The sequence below is a fragment of the Marinospirillum celere genome, assembly GCF_900112235.1.
In the GTDB taxonomy this organism is placed as follows: domain Bacteria; phylum Pseudomonadota; class Gammaproteobacteria; order Pseudomonadales; family Halomonadaceae; genus Marinospirillum; species Marinospirillum celere.
On the sequence record NZ_FOLH01000001.1, the window covers coordinates 485,825 to 506,617 of the forward strand.

20 protein-coding genes are annotated in these 20,793 nt (G+C 49.1%); 17 read left to right on the forward strand and 3 right to left on the reverse strand.

Going from position 1 to position 20,793, the window contains the following annotated elements:
- The first annotated feature begins 11 nt into the window (after positions 1-11).
- The 11 genes from BM185_RS02350 to cheD (BM185_RS02400) all read left to right on the forward strand — a co-directional run bounded on the left by BM185_RS02350 (position 12) and on the right by cheD (BM185_RS02400) (position 11,257).
- Positions 12-377, forward strand: a complete 366-nt coding sequence (locus tag BM185_RS02350; RefSeq protein WP_091958661.1) for a response regulator — start codon at positions 12-14, stop codon at positions 375-377.
- Between the two features lie 18 nt (positions 378-395).
- Positions 396-2,534 carry a chemotaxis protein CheW gene (locus BM185_RS02355; protein WP_091958664.1) on the forward strand — a complete coding sequence of 713 codons (2,139 nt, stop codon included), beginning with the start codon at positions 396-398 and terminating at the stop codon, positions 2,532-2,534.
- Positions 2,535-2,559: 25 nt separating this feature from the next.
- The gene (locus tag BM185_RS02360) at positions 2,560-3,078 is read left to right on the forward strand and encodes a chemotaxis protein CheW (RefSeq protein WP_091958667.1); all 519 of its coding nucleotides are present in this window, start codon (positions 2,560-2,562) and stop codon (positions 3,076-3,078) included.
- Between the two features lie 27 nt (positions 3,079-3,105).
- Positions 3,106-4,860 carry a methyl-accepting chemotaxis protein gene (locus BM185_RS14915; protein ID WP_091958670.1) on the forward strand — a complete coding sequence of 585 codons (1,755 nt, stop codon included), beginning with the start codon at positions 3,106-3,108 and terminating at the stop codon, positions 4,858-4,860.
- Between the two features lie 9 nt (positions 4,861-4,869).
- Positions 4,870-5,703, forward strand: coding sequence for a CheR family methyltransferase (locus BM185_RS02370; protein WP_245751657.1), 834 nt, complete (start codon positions 4,870-4,872; stop codon positions 5,701-5,703).
- A 3-nt stretch (positions 5,704-5,706) separates the two neighbouring features.
- The gene (gene cheD, locus BM185_RS02375; protein ID WP_091958676.1) at positions 5,707-6,342 is read left to right on the forward strand and encodes a chemoreceptor glutamine deamidase CheD; all 636 of its coding nucleotides are present in this window, start codon (positions 5,707-5,709) and stop codon (positions 6,340-6,342) included.
- Positions 6,342-7,427, forward strand: a complete 1,086-nt coding sequence (locus tag BM185_RS02380) for a protein-glutamate methylesterase/protein-glutamine glutaminase (RefSeq protein ID WP_091958679.1) — start codon at positions 6,342-6,344, stop codon at positions 7,425-7,427. Before cheD (BM185_RS02375) ends, BM185_RS02380 begins: the two co-directional genes overlap by 1 nt.
- A 531-nt stretch (positions 7,428-7,958) precedes the next feature.
- Complete coding sequence (locus BM185_RS15005) at positions 7,959-8,624, forward strand: methyl-accepting chemotaxis protein (protein ID WP_425434192.1); 666 nt, start codon at positions 7,959-7,961, stop codon at positions 8,622-8,624.
- Between the two features lie 19 nt (positions 8,625-8,643).
- Positions 8,644-8,928: an STAS domain-containing protein gene (locus tag BM185_RS02390; RefSeq protein WP_091958686.1), complete on the forward strand. Its 285-nt coding sequence runs from the start codon at positions 8,644-8,646 to the stop codon at positions 8,926-8,928.
- The gene (locus BM185_RS02395; RefSeq protein ID WP_091958689.1) at positions 8,925-10,640 is read left to right on the forward strand and encodes an ATP-binding SpoIIE family protein phosphatase; all 1,716 of its coding nucleotides are present in this window, start codon (positions 8,925-8,927) and stop codon (positions 10,638-10,640) included. The genes BM185_RS02390 and BM185_RS02395 overlap by 4 nt, the downstream gene beginning before the upstream one ends.
- 8 nt (positions 10,641-10,648) lie before the next feature.
- Positions 10,649-11,257 carry a chemoreceptor glutamine deamidase CheD gene (gene cheD / locus BM185_RS02400; RefSeq protein ID WP_091958693.1) on the forward strand — a complete coding sequence of 203 codons (609 nt, stop codon included), beginning with the start codon at positions 10,649-10,651 and terminating at the stop codon, positions 11,255-11,257.
- 21 nt (positions 11,258-11,278) lie between these two features.
- On the opposite strand, the gene BM185_RS02405 is transcribed toward cheD (BM185_RS02400), so the two are convergent.
- Complete coding sequence (locus BM185_RS02405; RefSeq protein ID WP_091958695.1) at positions 11,279-13,015, reverse strand: PP2C family protein-serine/threonine phosphatase; 1,737 nt, start codon at positions 13,013-13,015, stop codon at positions 11,279-11,281.
- Positions 13,016-13,207: 192 nt separating this feature from the next.
- Positions 13,208-13,522: an SCP2 sterol-binding domain-containing protein gene (locus BM185_RS02410; RefSeq protein WP_091958698.1), complete on the reverse strand. Its 315-nt coding sequence runs from the start codon at positions 13,520-13,522 to the stop codon at positions 13,208-13,210.
- 105 nt (positions 13,523-13,627) lie between these two features.
- On the opposite strand from BM185_RS02410, the gene sohB reads away from it, so the two are divergent.
- On the forward strand, positions 13,628-14,647 hold the full coding sequence (gene sohB / locus BM185_RS02415; RefSeq protein WP_091958701.1) for a protease SohB: 1,020 nt from the start codon (positions 13,628-13,630) through the stop codon (positions 14,645-14,647).
- A gap of 23 nt (positions 14,648-14,670) precedes the next feature.
- On the opposite strand, the gene BM185_RS02420 is transcribed toward sohB, so the two are convergent.
- Positions 14,671-14,991: an ArsR/SmtB family transcription factor gene (locus BM185_RS02420; protein ID WP_091958704.1), complete on the reverse strand. Its 321-nt coding sequence runs from the start codon at positions 14,989-14,991 to the stop codon at positions 14,671-14,673.
- Positions 14,992-15,352: 361 nt separating this feature from the next.
- Here BM185_RS02420 and BM185_RS02425 point away from each other — a divergent pair, with 361 nt between their 5' ends.
- The 5 genes from BM185_RS02425 (at position 15,353) to BM185_RS02445 (ending at position 20,688) form a co-directional block, all read left to right on the forward strand.
- Positions 15,353-17,239 (forward strand): propionyl-CoA synthetase, encoded by a 1,887-nt coding sequence (locus BM185_RS02425; RefSeq protein WP_091958707.1) that lies wholly within the window; start codon positions 15,353-15,355, stop codon positions 17,237-17,239.
- A gap of 282 nt (positions 17,240-17,521) precedes the next feature.
- On the forward strand, positions 17,522-18,184 hold the full coding sequence (locus BM185_RS02430; protein WP_091958710.1) for a 7-cyano-7-deazaguanine/7-aminomethyl-7-deazaguanine transporter: 663 nt from the start codon (positions 17,522-17,524) through the stop codon (positions 18,182-18,184).
- A gap of 100 nt (positions 18,185-18,284) precedes the next feature.
- Positions 18,285-19,070: an alpha/beta fold hydrolase gene (locus BM185_RS02435; protein WP_091958713.1), complete on the forward strand. Its 786-nt coding sequence runs from the start codon at positions 18,285-18,287 to the stop codon at positions 19,068-19,070.
- Between the two features lie 2 nt (positions 19,071-19,072).
- On the forward strand, positions 19,073-19,762 hold the full coding sequence (locus BM185_RS02440) for a bifunctional 4-hydroxy-2-oxoglutarate aldolase/2-dehydro-3-deoxy-phosphogluconate aldolase (RefSeq protein ID WP_091958716.1): 690 nt from the start codon (positions 19,073-19,075) through the stop codon (positions 19,760-19,762).
- Entirely contained in the window at positions 19,759-20,688 is a 930-nt protein-coding gene (locus BM185_RS02445; RefSeq protein ID WP_091958718.1) for an eIF2B alpha/beta/delta subunit family protein, read from the forward strand. The genes BM185_RS02440 and BM185_RS02445 overlap by 4 nt, the downstream gene beginning before the upstream one ends.
- The last annotated feature ends 105 nt before the right edge of the window (positions 20,689-20,793 follow it).

Genomic DNA, 20,793 nt, shown 5'->3' on the forward strand with positions numbered 1-20,793 from the left:
GGATTCAGTGAATGGCCAAATCGATTTTGACTGTCGATGATTCTGCTTCCATCCGTCAGATGGTTACTTTTACCCTGAAAGGGGCGGGTTACTCAGTCACTGAAGCTGTTGATGGCAAGCAGGGGCTGGAAAAAGCCAAAACAGGCCGTTTTGATCTGGTGTTGACCGATCAGAATATGCCCAATATGGATGGCATTACCCTGATCAAGAGTTTACGTGCACTGCCAGCGTATAGTCGCACACCTATTCTGGTACTGACGACTGAAGCCGGTGATGCAATGAAGCAACAAGGCAAGGCTGCCGGAGCAACGGGTTGGCTGGTGAAACCTTTCGACCCGCAGAAATTAATCGACGTTGTTAAAAAAGTCATAGGCTGATTTGAAAAGGTTTGGCTGATGAGTGTTGATCTGAGCCAGTTTCACCAGGTATTCATTGATGAAGCCTATGAGCATCTGGCAACTATGGAAAATCTCTTGCTGGCAGTGGATCTGGATGACCCGAATCTTGATGATCTCAATGCCATTTTCAGGGCGGCCCATTCGATCAAGGGTGGTGCAGGGACCTTTGGTTTTACAGATATTGCCGATTTAACCCATGCTTTGGAAACCCTATTGGATCGCCTGCGTAAGCAAGAGCTAGAGCCAACTGATGAAATGATTGAAGCCTTCTTGCAGGCTTCTGATCTCTTGGGAAGGCTTTTGGATGCTCATCAACAGGGTGAGGAATCTGACCAGGAAGCCATTCAGGCCAATAAAGCTGAATTGATACGTCTGGCAGAAGCTGACCAGGAAGTTGCTGCTGATCAACCTTCAGAGCCGCCCTTGGCTTCAGCTAGCCCTCAGGGTGGTGAAGGCCATTGGTTGATTCAACTCCACCCCAAGGAAGATGTTTTTGCCAAAGGGGCTTCGCATGAAGCCATCAATGAAGATTTGAAGGCTTTGGGCCCTCTGGAAATTTTGCAGCAACCGGCTGAAGGTAAAGCCAGCTGGCGCTTGCAGGCTGATGTAGGCCGGGAGCAACTGGAAGAAATTTTTGCCTGGGTGTGTGAGCCCCAAGAAGTGACCTTTAGTCGTGAGGAAGCGCCTCTGGCAGAGCCCAGCGACGATGATGGTTTTGGCTTTTTTGTCGATGAGAAAGACCTGCCTGCGGCCCAGGACGCTGTTGAGGCGGATCAGGGCTTTGGTTTCTTTGTTGATACTGCTGATTTGCCTGCTGCTAAAGAGCAGCAGGAAGCAGATCAGGGCTATGGTTTTTTTGTTGATGAGCAGGAATTGCCGATTAAACAGGCAGCTGATGAAAAGGCGTCGGCAGGTTCAGTTTCCAGAGAAGTCAGCAAACCCACTTCTCCGGCCAAGGCTCAATCCAAAACCAGTGTTGATACCTCTATTCGTGTTGGTGTTGAAAAGGTTGACCAGTTGATCAATTTGGTCGGTGAGTTGGTCATTACTCGTTCCATGCTGGCTCAGTCGCTTTCAGTACTTGACCCTATCGAGCACGAAAATATTCATAACGGTTTGGCTAATCTGGAGCGCAATTCGCGGGATCTCCAGGAAGCGGTGATGTCGATACGCATGCTGCCGATTAACTTTGTATTTGGCCGCTTTCCAAGAGTGGTGCGCGATCTGACCAAAAAAATGCACAAGAAGGTCAAGCTCAAGCTGGTGGGTGAAGAGACTGAGTTGGATAAGGGCTTGATTGAAAAGCTTTCTGACCCTTTGACCCACTTGGTTCGCAACTCGATTGATCATGGCATTGAATCGCCCGAAGAAAGGGTTGCAGCAGGCAAGCCTGAAGAGGGCACGATTACCCTCAGTGCCAGCCACCAGGGTGGCAGTATCCTGGTTGAAATTCATGATGATGGTGCTGGCCTTAATCGTGAAAAACTCTTGGCTAAGGCTCAGGAAAAAGGGGTTCCCTTAAGTGATAACCCAACGGATAAAGAAGTCTGGCAGCTGATTTTTGCGGCTGGCTTTTCCACGGCCAAGGAAGTAACTGATGTCTCCGGGCGTGGTGTTGGCATGGACGTGGTTTCACGCAACATCAGTGAAATGAAAGGCCAGATAGAAATTGACTCTGTCGAGGGTGAGGGAACGCGAATTGGCTTGCGTTTGCCACTTACATTAGCCATTCTTGATGGAATGTCTCTGCGGGTTGGTGATGAAGTCTTCATTCTGCCCTTAACCCGTATTCTGGAGTCTTTGCAACCTGACAAATCTCAGCTTAAAACCGTTGCGGGTAAGGGGCGAGTCGTCCATATTCGGGGTGAATATCTGCCTTTGGTGCCCTTGTACAAGGTTTTCAATCTGGAACCTCGGGTCACCAAGCCTGAGCAGGGCATTCTCGTCGTGGTGGAAAGTATTCATGGTAAATTGGCTCTTTTTGTCGATGAGCTGATAGCCCAAGACCAGGTGGTGATCAAAAGCTTGGAAACCCACTACCGTAAAGTAGAGGGTATTTCCGGAGCCACCATTATGGGTGATGGTCGCGTCGCCTTGATTATCGATATTGAACGCTTGGCAAAAATGAATGCTTAAGCAGCCAGATAGGGAGGAATAACTGATGAGTGATGCACTTGATGATCAGGCACTAGTAAATAGTGGTCAGCAGGAATTTTTGACTTTTACACTGGGCGAAGAAGAATATGCTATCGATATTCTTAAAGTTCAGGAAATCCGTGGTTATGACGGCGTGACTCGTATTGCCAATACCCCCAGCTATATTAAAGGTGTCATCAACATGCGCGGGGTAATCGTTCCTGTCGTGGACATGCGCATCAAGTTTAACGTGGGTGAAGTGGTTTACGATCAGTTTACCGTGATGATCATCCTGAATTTGGGTGAGCGCATTGTTGGTATGGTGGTTGATGGCGTTTCTGATGTGATTGCTCTGGACCCTGAGCAAATCCGTCCGGCACCCGAATTTGGCGCCACCCTGGATACTGAATATCTGCAGGGTTTGGCAACCCTTGCCAAGGACCAGGAGGGAAATCAGGAGCGCATGGCTATAGTGGTTGATATCGAAAAATTGATGACCAGCGGTGATATGGGACTGATGGACCAGGTCGTTCAGGCTGGCTAATTTATTGAATCGAATAATCAAGGACTCATGATGCTCAAAAAACTGACTCTCAAACTGCGTTTGATTTTTGTTATTGGCTTTTTATCTGTTTTGCTGATTGCAATAGGCATTGTCGGCCTCAATGGCATGCGGGATGTCGCTGATCGCCTGGAAAGCGTCTATGAGGATCGTTTGGTTCCTTCCCACCAGTTGGCGGATATTGAATACCTGATGCAGCGCAACATTATGGAGTTGAATCTGGCAGGGATGCATGACCCCCGATTGGACGAACATGTGTTGCATGACCACCCAATAGAGCTGCACACAGATAGAGTCAGAGAAAATATTGAGCGCATTACCCATATCTGGGATGACTATATGCAAACCTATCTGACCGAACGTGAAGCTCGCTTGGCTGAAAATTTTGCACGCCTAAGAGGTGAATTTGTCAGGGAAGGTTTATTGCCGGCTATAGAGCTTTATGAAGTAGGTGAGTTCATGGAAGCCAACATGCATATGATTAGAACTACCAACCCGGCTTTTCACCGCGCTTTTGAAGTGGCTTCTGAGTTGATGAATTTACAGGAAGAAGTCGCAGCTCAGGAATATGCTGAAGCCCTTGCTAATTATCAAGCCACCCGTAATTTTGCCATCCTGGCGATTACTCTGGGTGTATTGATTGCTATTTTTGTGGGCTGGCTGCTCATGCGGGCCATCATTAATCCACTGAAACGCACCGTGAGTTATTTCAAAGAGATTTCTTCAGGCAACCTCAATAACCAGATACGTGTTGATAAAGAAGATGAAATTGGTGAGGTACTACTGGCTTTGCAGGAGATGCAGAATAAACTGCGTGGGCTGGTTAGTGAAATCAAAGCCTCTGTTGATGCGATAAGCACGGCTTCCTCACAAATCGCAGCAGGCAATACCGACTTGTCTCAGCGTACCGAAGAGCAGGCGTCCAGTCTGGAGGAAACGGCCTCCAGCATGGAAGAGTTGACGTCTACTGTGCGTCAGAATGCTGATAATGCCCGCCAGGCCAACCAGTTGAGCTTCAGTGCCAGTGAAGTGGCAGAAGAAGGCGGCGCAAGAGTTCAGGAAGCCGTTGAAAAAATGCATGAATTAACCGCTAGTGCCGAGAAGATGAGTGAGATTATCTCGGTCATCGACACCATTGCTTTCCAAACCAATATCCTGGCCTTGAATGCTGCGGTAGAAGCGGCCCGTGCCGGTGAACAGGGTCGAGGCTTTGCGGTCGTGGCTGGTGAGGTACGTTCTCTGGCACAGCGTTCGGCAACGGCAGCCAAAGAAATTCAGGAACTGATACGTAAAGACGGACAGATCGTAGATGCCACCAGTAGCGTGGTTCAGGCTTCTGGTGAGAGCATGAAAGAAATCGTCACCTCAGTAAAAAGGGTGTCGGATATCATGTCTGAAATTGCTGCAGCTTCTGATGAGCAAAGCCAGGGTATCGAGCAGGTTAACCAGGCCGTCATGCAGATGGATGATGTGACCCAACAAAATGCTGCTTTGGTCGAAGAAGCCGCCGCAGCGGCGGAGTCCCTGCAAGACCAAGCGGAGTCCCTGACCGGCTCGGTATCGATTTTTAGAGTGGATGAGGAGGCTCTAAACCAGCTTGGAAAAACCCAGCAGCCTCAAGCAAACAAAACCCGGCAAGTGGCCAACAAACAAGCCCCAACCAGGCCTCAGCAAGCCAAACCTGCGGGGCAGCAGGCCAGTAAGCGCAAGGCTCCCTTGCCACCTCCCAAGCGTCAGTCTGATGATGAATGGGAAGAGTTCTGAGAGGTGGATGTGAGCGAAAAAGAACGCGAATTTGATTTTACGAATAAGGACTTTGAGCGAATTCGTGATCTGGCTCATGAGCGTGCGGGTATTTTTCTAAGCCCCAAAAAGCGCGATCTGGTTTATAGCCGTATTGCGCGCCGCTTACGCGCTCTTGGCCTGATGACTTTTGAGCAGTATCTTCAACACCTTGAAGAAAACGAAGATGAAGCTCAGGATTTTATTAATGCGCTGACTACGAACTTAACGGCATTTTTTAGAGAAGAGCACCATTTTGACCTGCTGGCGGAGCAGCTTTTGTCGGCTGCCAAACACTCGCCCAAGCCTTTAAAAATCTGGTCCAGTGCCTGCTCGACAGGTGAAGAAGCCTACTCGATAGCCATGACAGCGATCGAAGCCTTTGGCAGTTGGACGCCACCGGTTCGTATTCTGGCGACGGATGTGGATACCAATGTCCTGCGCCAGGCTAAACGAGGAGTCTATGCTTCTGACAGGGTTGCTAAATTGTCTGATGAACGGGTTAAAAGCTTTTTTGTACGCGGCAAGGGGATGTATACCGGCATGGTTAAGGTGCGTTCTCAGGTCAGAGACTTGATTCACTTTAATTCATTGAACCTGCTAGCACCTCAATGGCCAATCAAGGGGCCTTTTGATGCAATCTTTTGTCGTAATGTGATGATTTATTTTGATAAGCCGACCCAGTATAAGGTTTTGTCCCGCTTTCATCCGTTATTGAGTCCTGAAGGGCTCTTGTATGCGGGGCATTCAGAAAGTTTTCAGCACGCTGGAGATTTGTTCCGGTTGCAGGGCAAAACCGTATTCAGACCCTTGCCCAAGGAGTAAACGATGCAGGTTAGTGATCAGGAAGCGCTGGATGAAGATATCCAGACGGAGGCCTGGTCTCCTGTTAGCTACTATGACAGCTACTTTGAGATGCAAGCGGTCAAGTTACTTCCCGGAGAATACTATGTCACCGGGCAGGACAAGTTACTGGTCACTGTTTTGGGGAGCTGTGTTGCTGCCTGCATTCATGACCCTGTTAAGGGTATTGGTGGCATCAATCATTTTATGTTGCCTGTGGATGGTCGGGAAGAAGAGCTGATTAATAGCTCAATTCGTTATGGCAGCCATGCTTTGGAAGTCTTGCTGAATCAACTTTATAAGTTGGGAGCCCAAAAGGAATCTTTACAGGCCAAGGTGTTTGGGGGCGGTGATGTGCTGATGGCACCGGAAAGTCATCAAATCGGTGAGCGGAATGCAGAGTTCCTGCTGGATTACTTGAATGCTGAACAGATTCCTGTAGTCAGTAAAAGTCTCTTGGGCCCCTGGCCGCAAAAAATTTATTTTTTTCCAGCCAGTGGGCGGGTTTTGGTGAAAAAGCTCAAGCGGCTGAATAACAAAACTATATTTGAGCGTGAAGCCGAGTACTTTCAAAGGCTTCTTAACATCGAAGTAGCTGGCAATATAGAGCTTTTTGGCTGATGAAAAAGGAAAAAATTACAGTTTTGGTGGTGGATGATTCGGCGCTCATTCGGCGACTGCTGAAAGACCTGATTAACAGCCACCCTGACATGGAAGTGATCGCCACGGCACCTGACCCCTTGGTGGCCCGCGATTTAATTAAATTGCATAACCCGGATGTGCTGACCCTGGATGTCGAAATGCCGCGAATGGATGGACTGGATTTTTTGGAACGTCTGATGCGCTTGCGACCAATGCCGGTACTGATGGTTTCATCACTGACTGACAAGGGGTCAGAAGTGACTTTAAGAGCCTTGGAGCTGGGCGCAATTGATTATATTGCCAAGCCTAAGGTGGATATCGTTTCTGGGATGACGGCCTATTCGGACCTGATTGCTGAAAAGTTACGGACTTGTTCTGCCGCGCATATCAAGCCGAAAACCCAGTCCAGAAAGGCCCAGGCTGATGCCAAGCGGGCCAAGAGTCTGGCTGAGTCGATGCGCAGTCACCAGTATGCGTCAACCGAGAAGTTGGTTTTTTTAGGTGCCTCGACGGGTGGCACTGAAGCCATCAAAGAGTTTTTGGTGGATTTGCCGGCGGATATGCCCGCTATTTTGATCACCCAGCATATGCCGGAAAACTTTACCCGTACTTTTGCCGAACGTCTGGATAAGGAAGGTGTTTTAAGGGTCAAGGAAGCCACTCACAATGAAAGAGTCTTGCCAGGCCATGTCTACATTGCTCCTGGCAATCAGCATTTGGAAATTACCCGAAGCGGGGCCAATTATATGACCCGCTTGCTGGATACACCCCTGGTCAATCGTCATCGACCCTCGGTAGACGTGCTTTTTCATTCCGCGGCCAAAGTAGCCGGAGCCAATGCGGTCGGTGTACTGCTGACCGGAATGGGCCGGGATGGTGCGGCAGGATTGCTGGCAATGAAGCATGCCGGGGCTTTCACCCTGGCCCAGGATGAATCCAGTTGTGTAGTTTTTGGAATGCCCAAGGAAGCCATTGCACTGGGCGCCACTGATGAGGTTCTACCTCTTGTAGAGCTACCAGCCAGGGTCATCGACCATTTGGGTCAGCGAATTAATCGTGTTTAGTCGTTTGAAGGAAAGTTAATGAATAAACAGCTTGTATGGGTCTTGTTAATCCTACTGACGCTGGTTGCAGGGGTCGTAGGCTGGTTTTTGCCAGGCTGGTTAATGGGTCTTATGATTTTTCCAGCTGGTTTTCTGCTGGGTTACCTGCCTTTACGGGAAAGGGCCAGGCAGCGTATCAGCGGTTTGCCTGATCCTAGCCGGGATGCATTTATTGAAGGTATTTCGGAAGTAGACCTGCAAAGGGATTATCGTCAAATTGGTGAAACCATCGCCTCGGTCGTTGCTGAATCCAAAGAGGATATGGATGCCCTGCAGAGCATGCAAACAGATGCTCTCAGCACTCTGACTGATGCCTTTAACCGGTTCAAGCAGGATTTGGACGAGCAGCAGGATTTAGTCAGAGTGCTCTTATATGGAGGGAACCTGGAAACCGATGCCAGCTCTCATAAGCATATGAGTAGTTTTGCTGAAGATACCCTGAAAACCCTAAACAGTTTTGTTGAAACCTCGGTACAAACCAGTGCTGATTTGATGGAAATGCTGGATAGAGTCTCCGAGCTTTCTGAAGGCATGCCTGAATTGATGAAAGCCTTGGGTGATATTGACAATATTGCTGACCAGACCAACCTTTTGGCCTTGAATGCGGCTATAGAAGCAGCAAGGGCAGGTGAACATGGGCGGGGTTTTGCTGTCGTTGCTGATGAGGTTAGAGCCCTGTCGGCGAGATCAGCACAATTTAGCCAAACCATTCAACATAATTTAAATGCAATGAATAACCGGATTGGCAAGCTGGTTGATGATGTTAGCCAGATTGCTTCTCAGGATATGAGCTATATCCTCAAAGCCAAAAAGGATGTAGAAACGGCGATTCAGCTACTAATGGATAAATCAGCCAGTGATCAACGGGTTACTGAACAGCTGAATGGACTTTCTGCCAGCCTGAGTAGTGCTCTTTATGATGCCATGCGTGCCATGCAGTTTGAGGATATGAGTACCCAAACAATTCAGCACACGGTTTCTGAACAAAGTCACCTACTGCTTTTGGTCGAGGCCTTGCAAGCCGGTGCGGATGACCCACATCAGTTTCATGCAGCTTTGCACCGCAGTATTGAAAACTTCAGTAGAGCCAGGGAAGAGCGTAAATCCAATCCAGTTTCCAGTAGCTCAATGGCTAGTGGAGATATCGACCTATTTTAATAAAATTTGGAGTCCTTTAATGTCAAATGTCCATGTGGCACGTCTGCCCGAGCGCTTTGATTTTGGTTATCACAAGCAATTTAATGAGCAAATGGATGAGGCTTTAAGCAATAAGGAGGTCACTAGCATCTCCTTGGACTTCTCAGCAGTTAATTATCTGGATAGTGCGGCTTTGGGCATGATTGTGTATTTGCATAAGAAGGCTGCTGCGGTCAATAAGACGATCCGTATCACGAATGCCTCGGGGACAGCCGCTGAGATTCTGAAAGTCGCCAATATTGAAAAAATTGTTGCCGTGCAATGAACTCTTTACCACCAGATATTGCTGATTTTCATCTGCTCCTGGTGGGTGCCGACCAGGACTCTAACCGTGCCTTTGCAGAGCAGTTGAATCAGTTGGGCTTGGAGGCCACTCTGGCAACCAATCTGCAAGCTGCCAGACAGCTTTTGCAAAAGGAAATGCAGGTAGACTTGCTCCTAGTTGAACAGGAGTTGCCGGATGGTCAGGGCTTGCAGCTGATTGAAGAGCAGGCAAAGGCTGGAGTCAGCGAGCTGCGCCTACCAACGCTCCTGGTAGCTAAAGAGCAGGATGAGCAGCTGTTGAGCCGCTGCTTGGAGCTGGGAGTTAATGATTATCTGGTTAAGCCACTCAATGCAAAGCAGGTTGCTTTAAAGGCCAGGACTCTCGTGAGTCGAGGGCGCCTGGCCCATCGAGTGGTTGAGCAAAACAATGAACTCCAGCGACTGTTGGATGCCAGTAAGCGAGAAGCTGAAATGGCATCCTATATTTTCTATAACAACCTGCTGGATCACGGTTCAGACACAATACGCGGGTTTAACCGCTACCTGAATGCCAGTAGTGGTTTTTGTGGCGATCTGGTTCTTGCCAAAACAGCGCCCTCTGGAAGTACTTTTGTACTCCACGCGGATGCTATGGGTCATGGACTCTCGGCGACTATGACCCTCTTGCCGCTAGTTGATATTTTCCACAGTATGGTCAACAAGGGCTATGCCCTACCCATGATCGTCAGAGAAATGAACCGCAAACTGCATTTCAAGTTACCCCCAGACCGTTTTGTCGCCGCCTCTTTGGTGGAATTGGATGTGCTCCATGATCAGGTCAGTATATGGAACGGTGGAATGCCGCCGCTTTATCACTTGAATGAAGCGGGCGAGGTCATTCAGAGCTTTTCATCCACTCATATGGCCTTGGGTATTTTAGATAACCTGAGTTTTGAGTCGAATGTTGAACGCTTCCCTTTGCAGGCAGCGGGCGGGCTTTTTGGCTGCAGTGACGGTATTACCGAGCAGGTCAATCTGGGTGGTGAAACCTATGGCCTTGAGCGTTTATTGATGGGCTTGGGCAGTGGTAATCATCAGCAGATGATGAGCCCTTTGATTCAGGAGCTGAAGGATTTCTCGGAAATCGATCAGTTTGACGATGATGCTTCCTTGTTTTATGTCCACTTTGCTGAGTTGATTTATTTTCAATACCAGAAGTATCAGGAACAAACGAAACAGTTTCAAAGCAAAGCAATCGCCCCTTTTTGCTGGGAGTTATCCTTGAAAGGCCAGCAGGTCGGAAGTCAGGAATTACCGGCTTTATGCAATGACTATCTGCAAGAGCTGGGTTTTGCCCAGCCATTTTGTCAAAAAGCCTTCACAATTATCAGTGAGCTAACCAACAATGCAATTGAGCATGGCTTGTTGAGGCTGGAGTCCTCATTGAAAGATGAAGTGCATGGCTTTGCTGAATACTATGTTCAGCGTGAACAGCGACTTAGACAGCTAAGCGATCAGGACGCGATTAGAATTCGCTTGCAGTGGGTTAGAGGTCAGGATTTGGGCTTCTTGCAGGTTGAAGTCGAGCATACGGGCGAAGGCTTTGATACTGATCGCGTGCTCTCCAAACCCAAAAATGAGCTTTCAGGGCGTGGTCTGTTTTTGGTTAGAAAGCTGGCCAAGAGTCTGGAATTTAGGAAGCAAGGGTGCCTGGCTTTGGCAACCTTGGAATAGGACGATCTATGGAAATTGAAGTCGATAAGCATTTTGCTCTCTCCCATTATTATGATCGCTATTTTGAAGTGCCTGCCATTAAGGTGCTGCCTGGTGAATACTATGCGACCGACATGGGTGAAATGCTGGTCACTGTTTTAGGCTCTTGCGTTGCCGTTTGTCTTAGAGATAGCTATTCGGGGATTGGTGGCTTGAACCATTTTCTGCTACCTCATGATCGTAGCTCAGATGCCTCGCCACTGAATGAGTCTGCCCGTTATGGTGTTTATGCTATGGAGCTGCTGGTCAATCATCTGCTTAAGCTGGGGGCGCAGCGCCGGCGTCTTGAAGCCAAGGTATTTGGCGGTGGCAAGGTTATTAAAGACTTTACCTTTGCCAACGTTGGTGAGCGTAATGTGGAATTTGTTCTTGAGCATCTGAGCAATGAAGGCATCCCCGTGGTGGCCAAGGATGTGCTGGATATTTATCCGCGTAAGGTGCACTTTTTTCCAGTAACCGGAAAAGTCATGCTGAAGAAAATCAATACCTTGCATAACCGCACTATTATTGAACGTGAAAACAAATACCTGAAGCAGGTCGAGCAGAAGCCTGAAGTGGGCGAAGTGGATCTGTTTTAATCACGGGTTTGCACTTGTCTACTAGATTCTTGCCTTGACCCAGTGGCCTGCTTCCAAAACCTCGACTTGTTTGCACCAATCCAGCTGCAACCTGGTTTTCACATCAAGTTCTGCCTGACCTGAGCCATTGTCACGAACACTGACCTCTACATGGGTATTAGCAGTCGTTGGGTCTGTCCAACAGTCCAGGCTTAATTCCAGAAAGGAGTCTGGGTTGAGATTTTCAAGAGCTTCCTGGCGCTTGCGGTAGTAGTGTCTGAGTCCTTCTTCTCCCTGTCCGGCAAGAAGTCGGTATTTAATGGCAGCAGGAAGCTGTAAGAGGTTTTCGTGGAGTGCCCTGGAAGTGAGCTGATGGGCCAGAGTGAAAACCTGCTGAGTGAGTTCCTGATTGATTCCCAGAGTTTGCAGAAAATCATTGGTCATGGCTGGCAGGGCACGATTGATCAGTTGCTGGCCTTGAAGTTTGATATGCCACTGAAAGGGAGCCACCTGCTGGGTGCTGTTGATGCTGCGGGGTGCCTGGCTGATTGAGTAATGGAGACTGGTATTCAGTTTTTCAAAATCCAATAACAGCAAAGAAATGTCATCATCTGGAATTGCTTTTTCTGCATGCTTTTCAGCTGCGGTAAGAATGCCTGCAACCAGGTGCTGGTCATCTAGCTGTTCAAACAAGTCTTCCAGTTTTGGTTGGCCAAAGCTAAGACCCTGCATATTCTCCTGCTCGGTTAGTCCATCACTATAACAAATCAGCTTGCCATCCTGAGGCAGGGGCACCCGTTCGGGCAGGGCATCAAAAAGATCAGCATCCAAAATACCCAAAGCCATATGACGTGAGAGAAACCGGTGGTGAATAGCTTTTTCTGCGCTGCGTAACAAAGCCGGCGGCATGCCGCCGTTCCATACTTTAAGTTCTCGGTTTAGGGGATCAATTTCCATCACCAGGGCAGCGACAAAACGGTCACCCGGTAGATCGACCAGCAGGCGCTGATTCATTTCCTTGAGAATATAGGTCAGCCGATGGCCTTTTTTAACCATGGAGTCAAAAACTGATATAACCGGCATAATGGTGATAGTGGCGGCCAAGCCGTGCCCGGTAGCATCTGCCAACAGCACAAAGATGCTGCCGGTTGGTGAGCGACGGACCAGTACAATGTCACCGCTGAAGCGACTGGAAGCCTGAATGCGATGGCTGATTCCCCAAGGGTTGTCAGCGTTTTTTTCAATCAGATGGCCATAAAGAATTTTGGCCGCCATGCTGTTTTCTTGGTCCAGTTCATTAAGCGCAGCTTCCAACAGGCTTTTATCGACCATAATGGTGTCTAGCTGCCTGGCCAGCTGATTAACACCAGAAAAGGCTTCACCCAGTTCTTGAAAAACAAACGCCTGGGGATGTGCATCAAAATCTTTTAAATCATCTGCTGACTGAATGTTAACAATGCTCAGCTGGAACTGGTCGATGGCTGTATTGATTCTGCGTACTGCCAGGTGGGATAGGTAGCCGGCCAGGCCAATAAAAAATAGTGAGAAGAAAATAAAACTAAGAATATAGGTCAGACGAACATCAGCAGTGATGGTGATTAGCTCAAACCCCTCGGATTCATTTGGATAACGGGCTTCAAGCTCTTGCTGAAGAGCCTGGTTTTGCTGATTGATTAAGTTCTCGTAATGCAGTGAAGAGACCAGGGATGCACCCAGGAAGACGATCAGGCAGCAAAAAAGAATGGCTATAAATATAAACCAGCGTAAAGAGTGGCGCACAGATGTAAAAAGCCTAGCCAAAGTGTCCTCAGATCTATCTCAGATATTTTTACAGTGTGTAAAAATGTAAGCCATGTTAACCAAAAGTCGTTAGGCAAACCAGAGGTTTAAAAACGGGGGGCTGGGGCAAAAGGTCGCAAAAAAGGGCAGCGAGGCGGCTGCCCAAAGGTCATGCAGGGAAACTGAGGGGTGTTACACTGGGAAAAGAGCAGACAGCTTGGTTGCTAGCATCATGTCACCTTCAGCACGTAGTTTGCCAGCCATGAAAGCTTGCATGCCATCTTCTTCACCGGTCAGAACACCTTTAAGTGTTTCTGTATCCATGATCAGAGTTACGGAAGGTTCATCATGCTCGCCCTGAGCGATCTCACAGCTGCCGTTGTTGATGGTGATATGGTAGTTGTCGCCATCTTCAATGTTGAACTGGAAAACTTCTTCCATGCCGTTGGCCGCTTCGGCGTTGAACTTGTCTTGGAGGCCTTCGATAATAGCGTTGATATCAGCCATGGGGGTATCCTCTTGTTGGGTGATCTCATGCAGATAACTTTAGCTTATTTCAAACGTATGTTTTAATCAACCCTTGTTTTGCTTTTCTTTTGAAAGGAGTCCTGAGTGCCAGAATTTATTGTTGAATACCTTGGCTTTCTATTGAAGCTGTTGACCTTTGGGGTGGCTGTTCTGGTTATTGTCAGTCTTGCGGTTGCCATTAAACGCAGCCGGGCAGGGCAGGAGCAGCTTGAAGTTCACTCCTTGAATGAGCGGCTTCAAGAGCAGCAGGATGAGTTACAAGAACAGTGGCTGCAGGGTAAGCAGCTCAAGCAAGTACGCAAAGAGCGTAAGCAGCAAGATAAAAAACGCCAGCAGGAAAAAGCGGCCTTGCCACGGGTTTTTGTGTTGGATTTCAAGGGGGATTTGATGGCAAGCCGTGCCGGTGCTCTGGGCCGGGAAATTTCCTGTCTGCTGGGCTTGCTCAGACCTGACGATGAAGTGGTTGTGCGTCTGGAGAGTGCCGGTGGCCTAGTGCACAGCTATGGCTATGCAGCAGCCCAGCTACAGCGCCTGCGAGATCGTCAGGTTCGTCTAACGATCTGTGTTGATAAGGTTGCTGCTTCGGGGGGCTACATGATGGCTTGTGCAGCCAGTCAAATCTTGGCCGCGCCCTTTGCGGTTATAGGCTCGATAGGCGTCGTTGCCGAAATGCCGAACTTTAACCGCTTCCTTAAAAAACATGATGTTGATTATGAAGTGCTGACAGCCGGCGAATACAAGCGCACCTTGACCTTGATGGGTGAAAATACCGAAGAAGGCCGTAAGAAGTTCTTGGATGACCTGGAATCCACTCACAAGCTATTTAAAGACTTTGTTCAGCGTAACCGCCCCGACTTGGAAATCGATAAGGTGGCCAAGGGTGAAATCTGGTACGGCGAGCAGGCACTCGGCCTGAAACTGATTGATCAATTAATGACCAGTGACGAGTATTTGTTACAAAAAGTTAATGAGGCTGAGGTTTTGGCTTTGAAACTGAAGAAGCCCTCGCCTCTGGTAGAAAGAGTCACAGCGCAGGCTGCAGGAGTGGTAGAGCAGCGCCTTGCAAGTTTGTGGCCAAGTTTGCAGGCGCCTTTTAAACGTTAAGTGGTTGTTCTAAATTGAAGGGGTCAGGCGCAGTAAATAGAGTGAAGCGTACTGATAACCTGCTTGGCCTCTTCGCCCTTCAATGAGTAGAAAATAGTTTGCGATTCGCGCCGTGTTTTGACCAGTCCGTCTCTTCGCAGGATTGCCAGGTGCTGAGATAAGGCCGATTGACTCAGATCCAGGCAATCATTCAGTTCCGTAACAGACATTTCCTTGCCTTCTAAATAACAAAGAATCATTAGCCGATTTTCATTAGCCAGCGCCTTGAGCAGGGTGGTTGCCTGCTGGGCGTTGTTCCTTAATTCACTGATAAGCTGCTCATCTGCTGCTAGTGCATTTGCCATGATGTTGGCCCGCTGGTTGTTATGATTTATCAGTTAACAATCCGTTAACCGGTATATTTTAGGCCTCTCATTCTACCTGCTTTTTTTAGAGTTGTTGACACCCTAAAAAGAGGTATTTTGTGTCTTTTTATGCATAACCTGATGTTTTAAAGGGGAAGTGACGGTAATTGTCAGCAATATTCCTGGTTTTAAGTTTAGTTTGTTCGGAGCTAAAGATCTTTTTGCTAAGAGCTGATAAGGCTTTGCGCCTTTTGTAGTAGTTTCAAACGCCCTTGGGTGCTTTAGAGTTACGCTTGGATCTATGCAAAGTGTCAACACTTGCGAGTGTTGTCCAATAAAAATTACATCAGAGGCGAGGAAAATGACCTACAAAGCAGAATACGAGCGCTCGATTAATCAGCCTGAAGATTTTTGGCGTGAGCAGGCCGAACAGCTGCCTTGGTACAAAAAGCCCACACGCATTCTTGAAAAGGATGAGAAGGGCGCTTGGCGCTGGTTTGTCGATGGTGAACTGAATACCAGCTACTGTGCCCTGGATTACCATGTTGAAAATGGCCGTGCTGAGCAGACGGCAGTGATCTATGACTCTCCAGTAACGGATAGCAAATCCAAGCTGACCTATCGCCAGTTGCGTGATCAGGTTGCTACCTTTGCAGGTGGCTTGCGTAAGCTGGGAGTTGAAAAGGGTGATCGGGTGGTTATTTACATGCCCATGGTCCCAGAAGCGCTGGTGGCTATCTATGCCTGTGCTCGCCTGGGCGCAGTTCACTCAGTGGTCTTTGGTGGTTTTGCACCTCATGAATTGGCAGTGCGTATTGATGATGCCCAGCCCAAGGTAATTGTTTCTGCTTCCTGTGGCATTGAAGTCAGCAAGGTTATTCCCTACAAAGGCATGCTGGATGAAGCCATTAGTCAGGCACAGCACAAGCCTGATCATTTGGTGGTTTTGCAGCGTCCGCAACAAACTTGTGAGCTGAAAGCGCCCATGGATGTGGACTGGGAAGAAGTCAGCAAGGCTGACCCGGTTGATCCTGTTCCGGTTAAAGCCACCGATCCCCTGTATGTACTTTATACCTCCGGCACCACCGGCAAGCCCAAGGGCGTTGTTCGTGATAACGGCGGTCATGCTGTGGCTTTGAAGTACAGCATGAAGACGGTCTACAACATCGACCCAGGTGAGGTCTTTATGGCGGCTTCGGATGTTGGCTGGGTTGTCGGTCACTCTTACATTGTTTATGCGCCTCTGTTGGCGGGTTGTACTACCGTGGTTTACGAAGGCAAGCCGGTGAAAACGCCTGATTCCGGTGCCTTCTGGCGAATGATTGAAGAATACAAAATCAGTGGCTTCTTTACCGCGCCAACGGCTTTTCGTGCGGTCAAGAAAGAAGACCCTGAAGGCAAGATGCTGGCGAAATATGATATCTCCAGCCTGAAAGCCATGTTCCTGGCGGGTGAGCGCCTGGACCCGCCTACCTACCACTGGCTGAATGAGCTTCTGCCCGTCCCTGTGATTGACCACTGGTGGCAAACCGAAACCGGTTGGGCAATTGCCGGTAACATGATGGGGCTGGAAGCAGTTCAACCCAAGGCAGGTTCGGCGACCTATCCCACACCTGGCTTTAATGTTCAGATTCTGGACTCTAAAGGTGAACAGGCTCCGGCCAATGAAGAGGGCAGTGTCTGCATCAAGCTACCCATGCCGCCGGGCTGTTTGACCAGCGTTTGGGGTGACCATGCCCGTTATGAAAGCTCCTACATGGCGGCTTACCCTGGCTACTACCTAACGGGTGATGGCGGTAAGTTTGATGAAGAGGGTTATCTGTTCATCATGGGTCGCACCGATGATGTCATCAATGTTGCAGGCCACCGTCTCTCTACCGGTGAAATGGAAGAAATTGTGGCTTCCCATCCGGGTGTAGCTGAATGTGCAGTCATCGGTGTCGCTGATGAGCTCAAAGGCCAACTGCCTGTCGGTCTGGTGATTACCAAAGATGGCTGGGATGGTGATCCTGCCGAGCTGGAAAAAGAACTGGCTGCACTGGTACGCAAGGAAATCGGTGCCATTGCCTGCTATCGCCAAACCCTGGTGGTGGACCGTCTGCCGAAAACCCGCTCTGGCAAGATTTTGCGTAAGATTCTGCGCAACATCGCCGACGGCAAGGAATACCAGGTGCCTTCCACCATTGATGATCCAGCCAGCCTGAGTGAAATCGAAGATGCCATGAAAGGGCAGGGGCTGGTTAGCTGATAGCTGGCTTGGTTTTAGGGCAAGGGCTGCTTGAGCTGGGTGCCGGCAAAGGTACTGCTTGTCAGGACGCGTGAATACGTCCCTGTAGGCTCTGGCCACGACGTCCTGTCGTGGACAGCCTGACCAAGCAGCGGCCTCCATCGCTCTTAAGTAGATCCCTTGCGTCAACTAGCCTCTGCGTTGATCTGCGCAGGGGCTTTATATTTTCCGGCTGGCTGCTTATAATGCGCGCCTTCATTCATCCAGGGTTCCCTCAACCCCTGACAAAAAAAGGATCCAGCCATGCTGTCTCTTTCTGCATCACAATTCCGTAAAGCCCTGATTTATCTTTCCTTGTTGCATATTGCAATTATCGCAGCCAGTAACTATCTGGTGCAGTTTCCCTTTGAGTTCTTGGGTCTGCACAATACCTATGGCGCCTTGACCTTTCCATTTATCTTTTTAGCCACCGACTTAACGGTGCGGATTTTTGGTAAAGAGCTGGCGCGGCGAATCATTTTTGCGGTGATGTTTCCCGCTTTGCTGCTTTCCTACCTGATTTCTGTGGTTTTTGCCCAGGGTAGCTTTGCAGGTTTTTCAGGTCTTACCGAATTGAATCTCTTTGTTGCCCGTATTGCCTTGGCTAGTTTCATGGCTTATATGCTGGGTCAGTTGCTGGATATTCAGGTTTTTGAACGCTTGCGGACTCTGCCTTTGTGGTGGGTTGCTCCTGCGGTCTCGACTGTTTTTGGTAATGCTTTGGATACCCTGGTGTTCTTTTCGGTTGCCTTCCACAACAGCCCTGATACCTTTATGGCGGCTCATTGGCCAGAAATTGCCCTGGTCGACTACGGCTTCAAGCTGACTCTTTCTCTGGTGTTCTTCCTGCCAGCCTATGGTCTTTTTCTGTCCTGGTTGCAGCAGCGCCTGTTGCGAGTCGCTCCTGAGAAAGCCGCTCAACTCTAAGCCAGTCAACCTGAGTTAAACCTATTTAGATTGGTATTTAGGGGGCTGTTGTTGGCATAATCTCATGAAAGCAGGAATCACCTGATCCAAGGAGTTTTTCATGAGTAGCCTTCTCGCACATCAACGCTATGGCCAGGGTGAACCCCTAGTCGTTATGCACGGTCTTTTTGGAAGTGCTGACAACTGGCGGGGCTTGGCCCGGCGTTGGAGTGATGAATTTGCAGTCTGGTGCCTGGATTTACGCAATCATGGGCGCAGTTTTCATTCGCTGGGCATGAATTATAGCCAGCAGGCTGAAGATCTTCTTTACTGGCTGGATAGTGAGGATCTGGAAAAAGTTAATCTTTTGGGGCATTCCATGGGCGGCAAGGTGGCTATGGAGTTTGCCCTGCGTTATCCCAGCCGTGTGAATAAACTACTGGTTGCTGATATAGCTCCGGTTCGTTATGAGCATACCCATGCAGCCATAATTGATGGCTTGAGAGCCCTGCATGAAGCCGAGCCTTGGCATGAGCGCCGTGAGGCTGATAAGTTTTTGGCTGATTTTGTCAGTGATGTTCAAACCCGCCTGTTTTTATTGACTAATCTGGTGCGCGCTGAGGATGGCCTGCGTTTGCGAGTAGCCATCGAAGAGATTGCACGAGATTATCAGTCGATTATTGATGCTCCCCCGGCGATGGCAAAAGATCGCAGCTTCAACGGACCAACCCTGGTCTTGCGTGGTCAGCGTTCAGATTATGTGACGGATGAATTGCTGCCAGAATTCAAACACGGCTTCCCCAATCTGGAATTGGCTGAACTGGATGCAGGTCACTGGCTGCATGCTGAGCAGGCTGAAGCCTTTGGTCAGTTGGTTAGTGATTTTCTAACTCGCGTGGAGAAATAACCATGTCTCATGTCTCGCCCTTTGACTGGGCCTCTCTGCTTGCTGATCAACCCTTGATTCCTGTTTGGGCAAAAGTGCTTCCAGAGGTGGCTGAGGACTTGGTGGAAGTGCTCTTGAGGGCGGGCTATGGTGTTTTGGAAGTTACCCTGCGTGAAGAAGCGGCCTGGAAGGTCCTTGAGCAGCTGAAATCCACTGATATTACTCTGGTTGCTGGCAGTGTTCGCTACCCTGAGCAACTGGTGAAGCTCAAGCGTTTGGGCCTGACGCTGGCAGTAACCCCCGGCTGGTGCCCAGAACTGAATGCAGTTGCTCGTGATCTGGGAATTCGTCTTCTACCCGGTGTGGCAACACCAGGGGAAGCCATGCAAGCCTGCCTGGAAGGCTACCGCCAGGTTAAGCTCTTTCCTGCTGCTGCTCTGGGTGGACCTGAGTACTTGCAGGCAATGAAGGCGCCCTTGCCGGAAATGCAGTTTGTACCCACGGGTGGCATTGATGAATCCTGTTTGGCGCAATGGTTTGCCTTGCCTGGAGTGGCTGCGGTGGGCGGAAGCTGGATGTTGCCGCGTGAACTCTTGATGCGCAAAGATTGGGGTATTTTGGAAAATCTGGCCAGTCGTTCGCTTCAGGCAGCCAGAGAGCTGCGTCATCAGCAAACCAACACCAGCCAAGCCGATGGAGATTCTAAAGTATGATTTATGCCAAGGACAATGCGGATTTTAAAGCACGCAGGCTGAGGGCCGTTAAGGAAGACTTGAATAGTGGCGCTTCGACGCTGGCGCGCAAAACCTTGGAAGACATGATTGATTTTGCCGACTGCTGTGTCGCAGCGGATACCCGCGAATTGGTTGAAGAGCTAGAAGATTTGGTGCAGAAGTTGCTGACGGCCCGTCCCAGTATACAGGCGGTCAGAAATGCGCTTTTGCGCTGGTCGGACTGTTTGGAAAGTCTGCCTGAAGATGATTTGAAAGCGGCGCGTCAAGAAGCTCAAACGGCAGCTAAAGAAGTTATTCAAGAACTAAAAGCGGCCCAAAAGGGAGCGGTAAGAGCCTGTGTTGATGAGCTGAAAGATGGCATGACCCTAATGACCTTGAGTACCAGCTCTGGTGTTATGGCGTTATTTGAAGCCTGTCATCTGCACGGCATCCAGATCCAGGCGATCATTACTGAATCCCGTCCTGGAATGGAAGGGCGTAAACTGGCGCGTTTTCTCAGCAAGCTGGACATACCAACGCAATTTATTTCAGAGGCTCAAATGGCCTATTTTGTACCCCAGGCTGATAAGGTAATCGTGGGTGCTGATAGCTTGCTGCGTGATGGCAGTCTGGTAAACAAGGCTGGCAGTAAACTCTTGGCCTTGGCGGCCAGAGATTCAGGTGTGCCTTTTTGGGTGCTTGCTGAAAGCTTCAAGCATTCCTTAATCCCGGCAGAAGATGTCACCCTGGAGGAAATGTCTGAAGATGAACTTCAGCTGGAACCCTTGTCTTCAGTAACGGTGCGCAATATATACTTTGATCTGGTTCCAGCCAGGCTGATTACTGCCTGGGTGGATGAGCAGGGAGTTAGGGTCGAGTTCCGCTCGTTGGCAGAAATGCCAAGAGGCCGTCTATTGGGTCGTTAGTTTGCTTTAATACTGAAGCCTGCAAATTTTTGCAGGCTTTTTTTATGTCTTCTATTTTATACCGTTATCTATTGTCGGGGAAAAGCTATTTTTACTCTCGAGTAA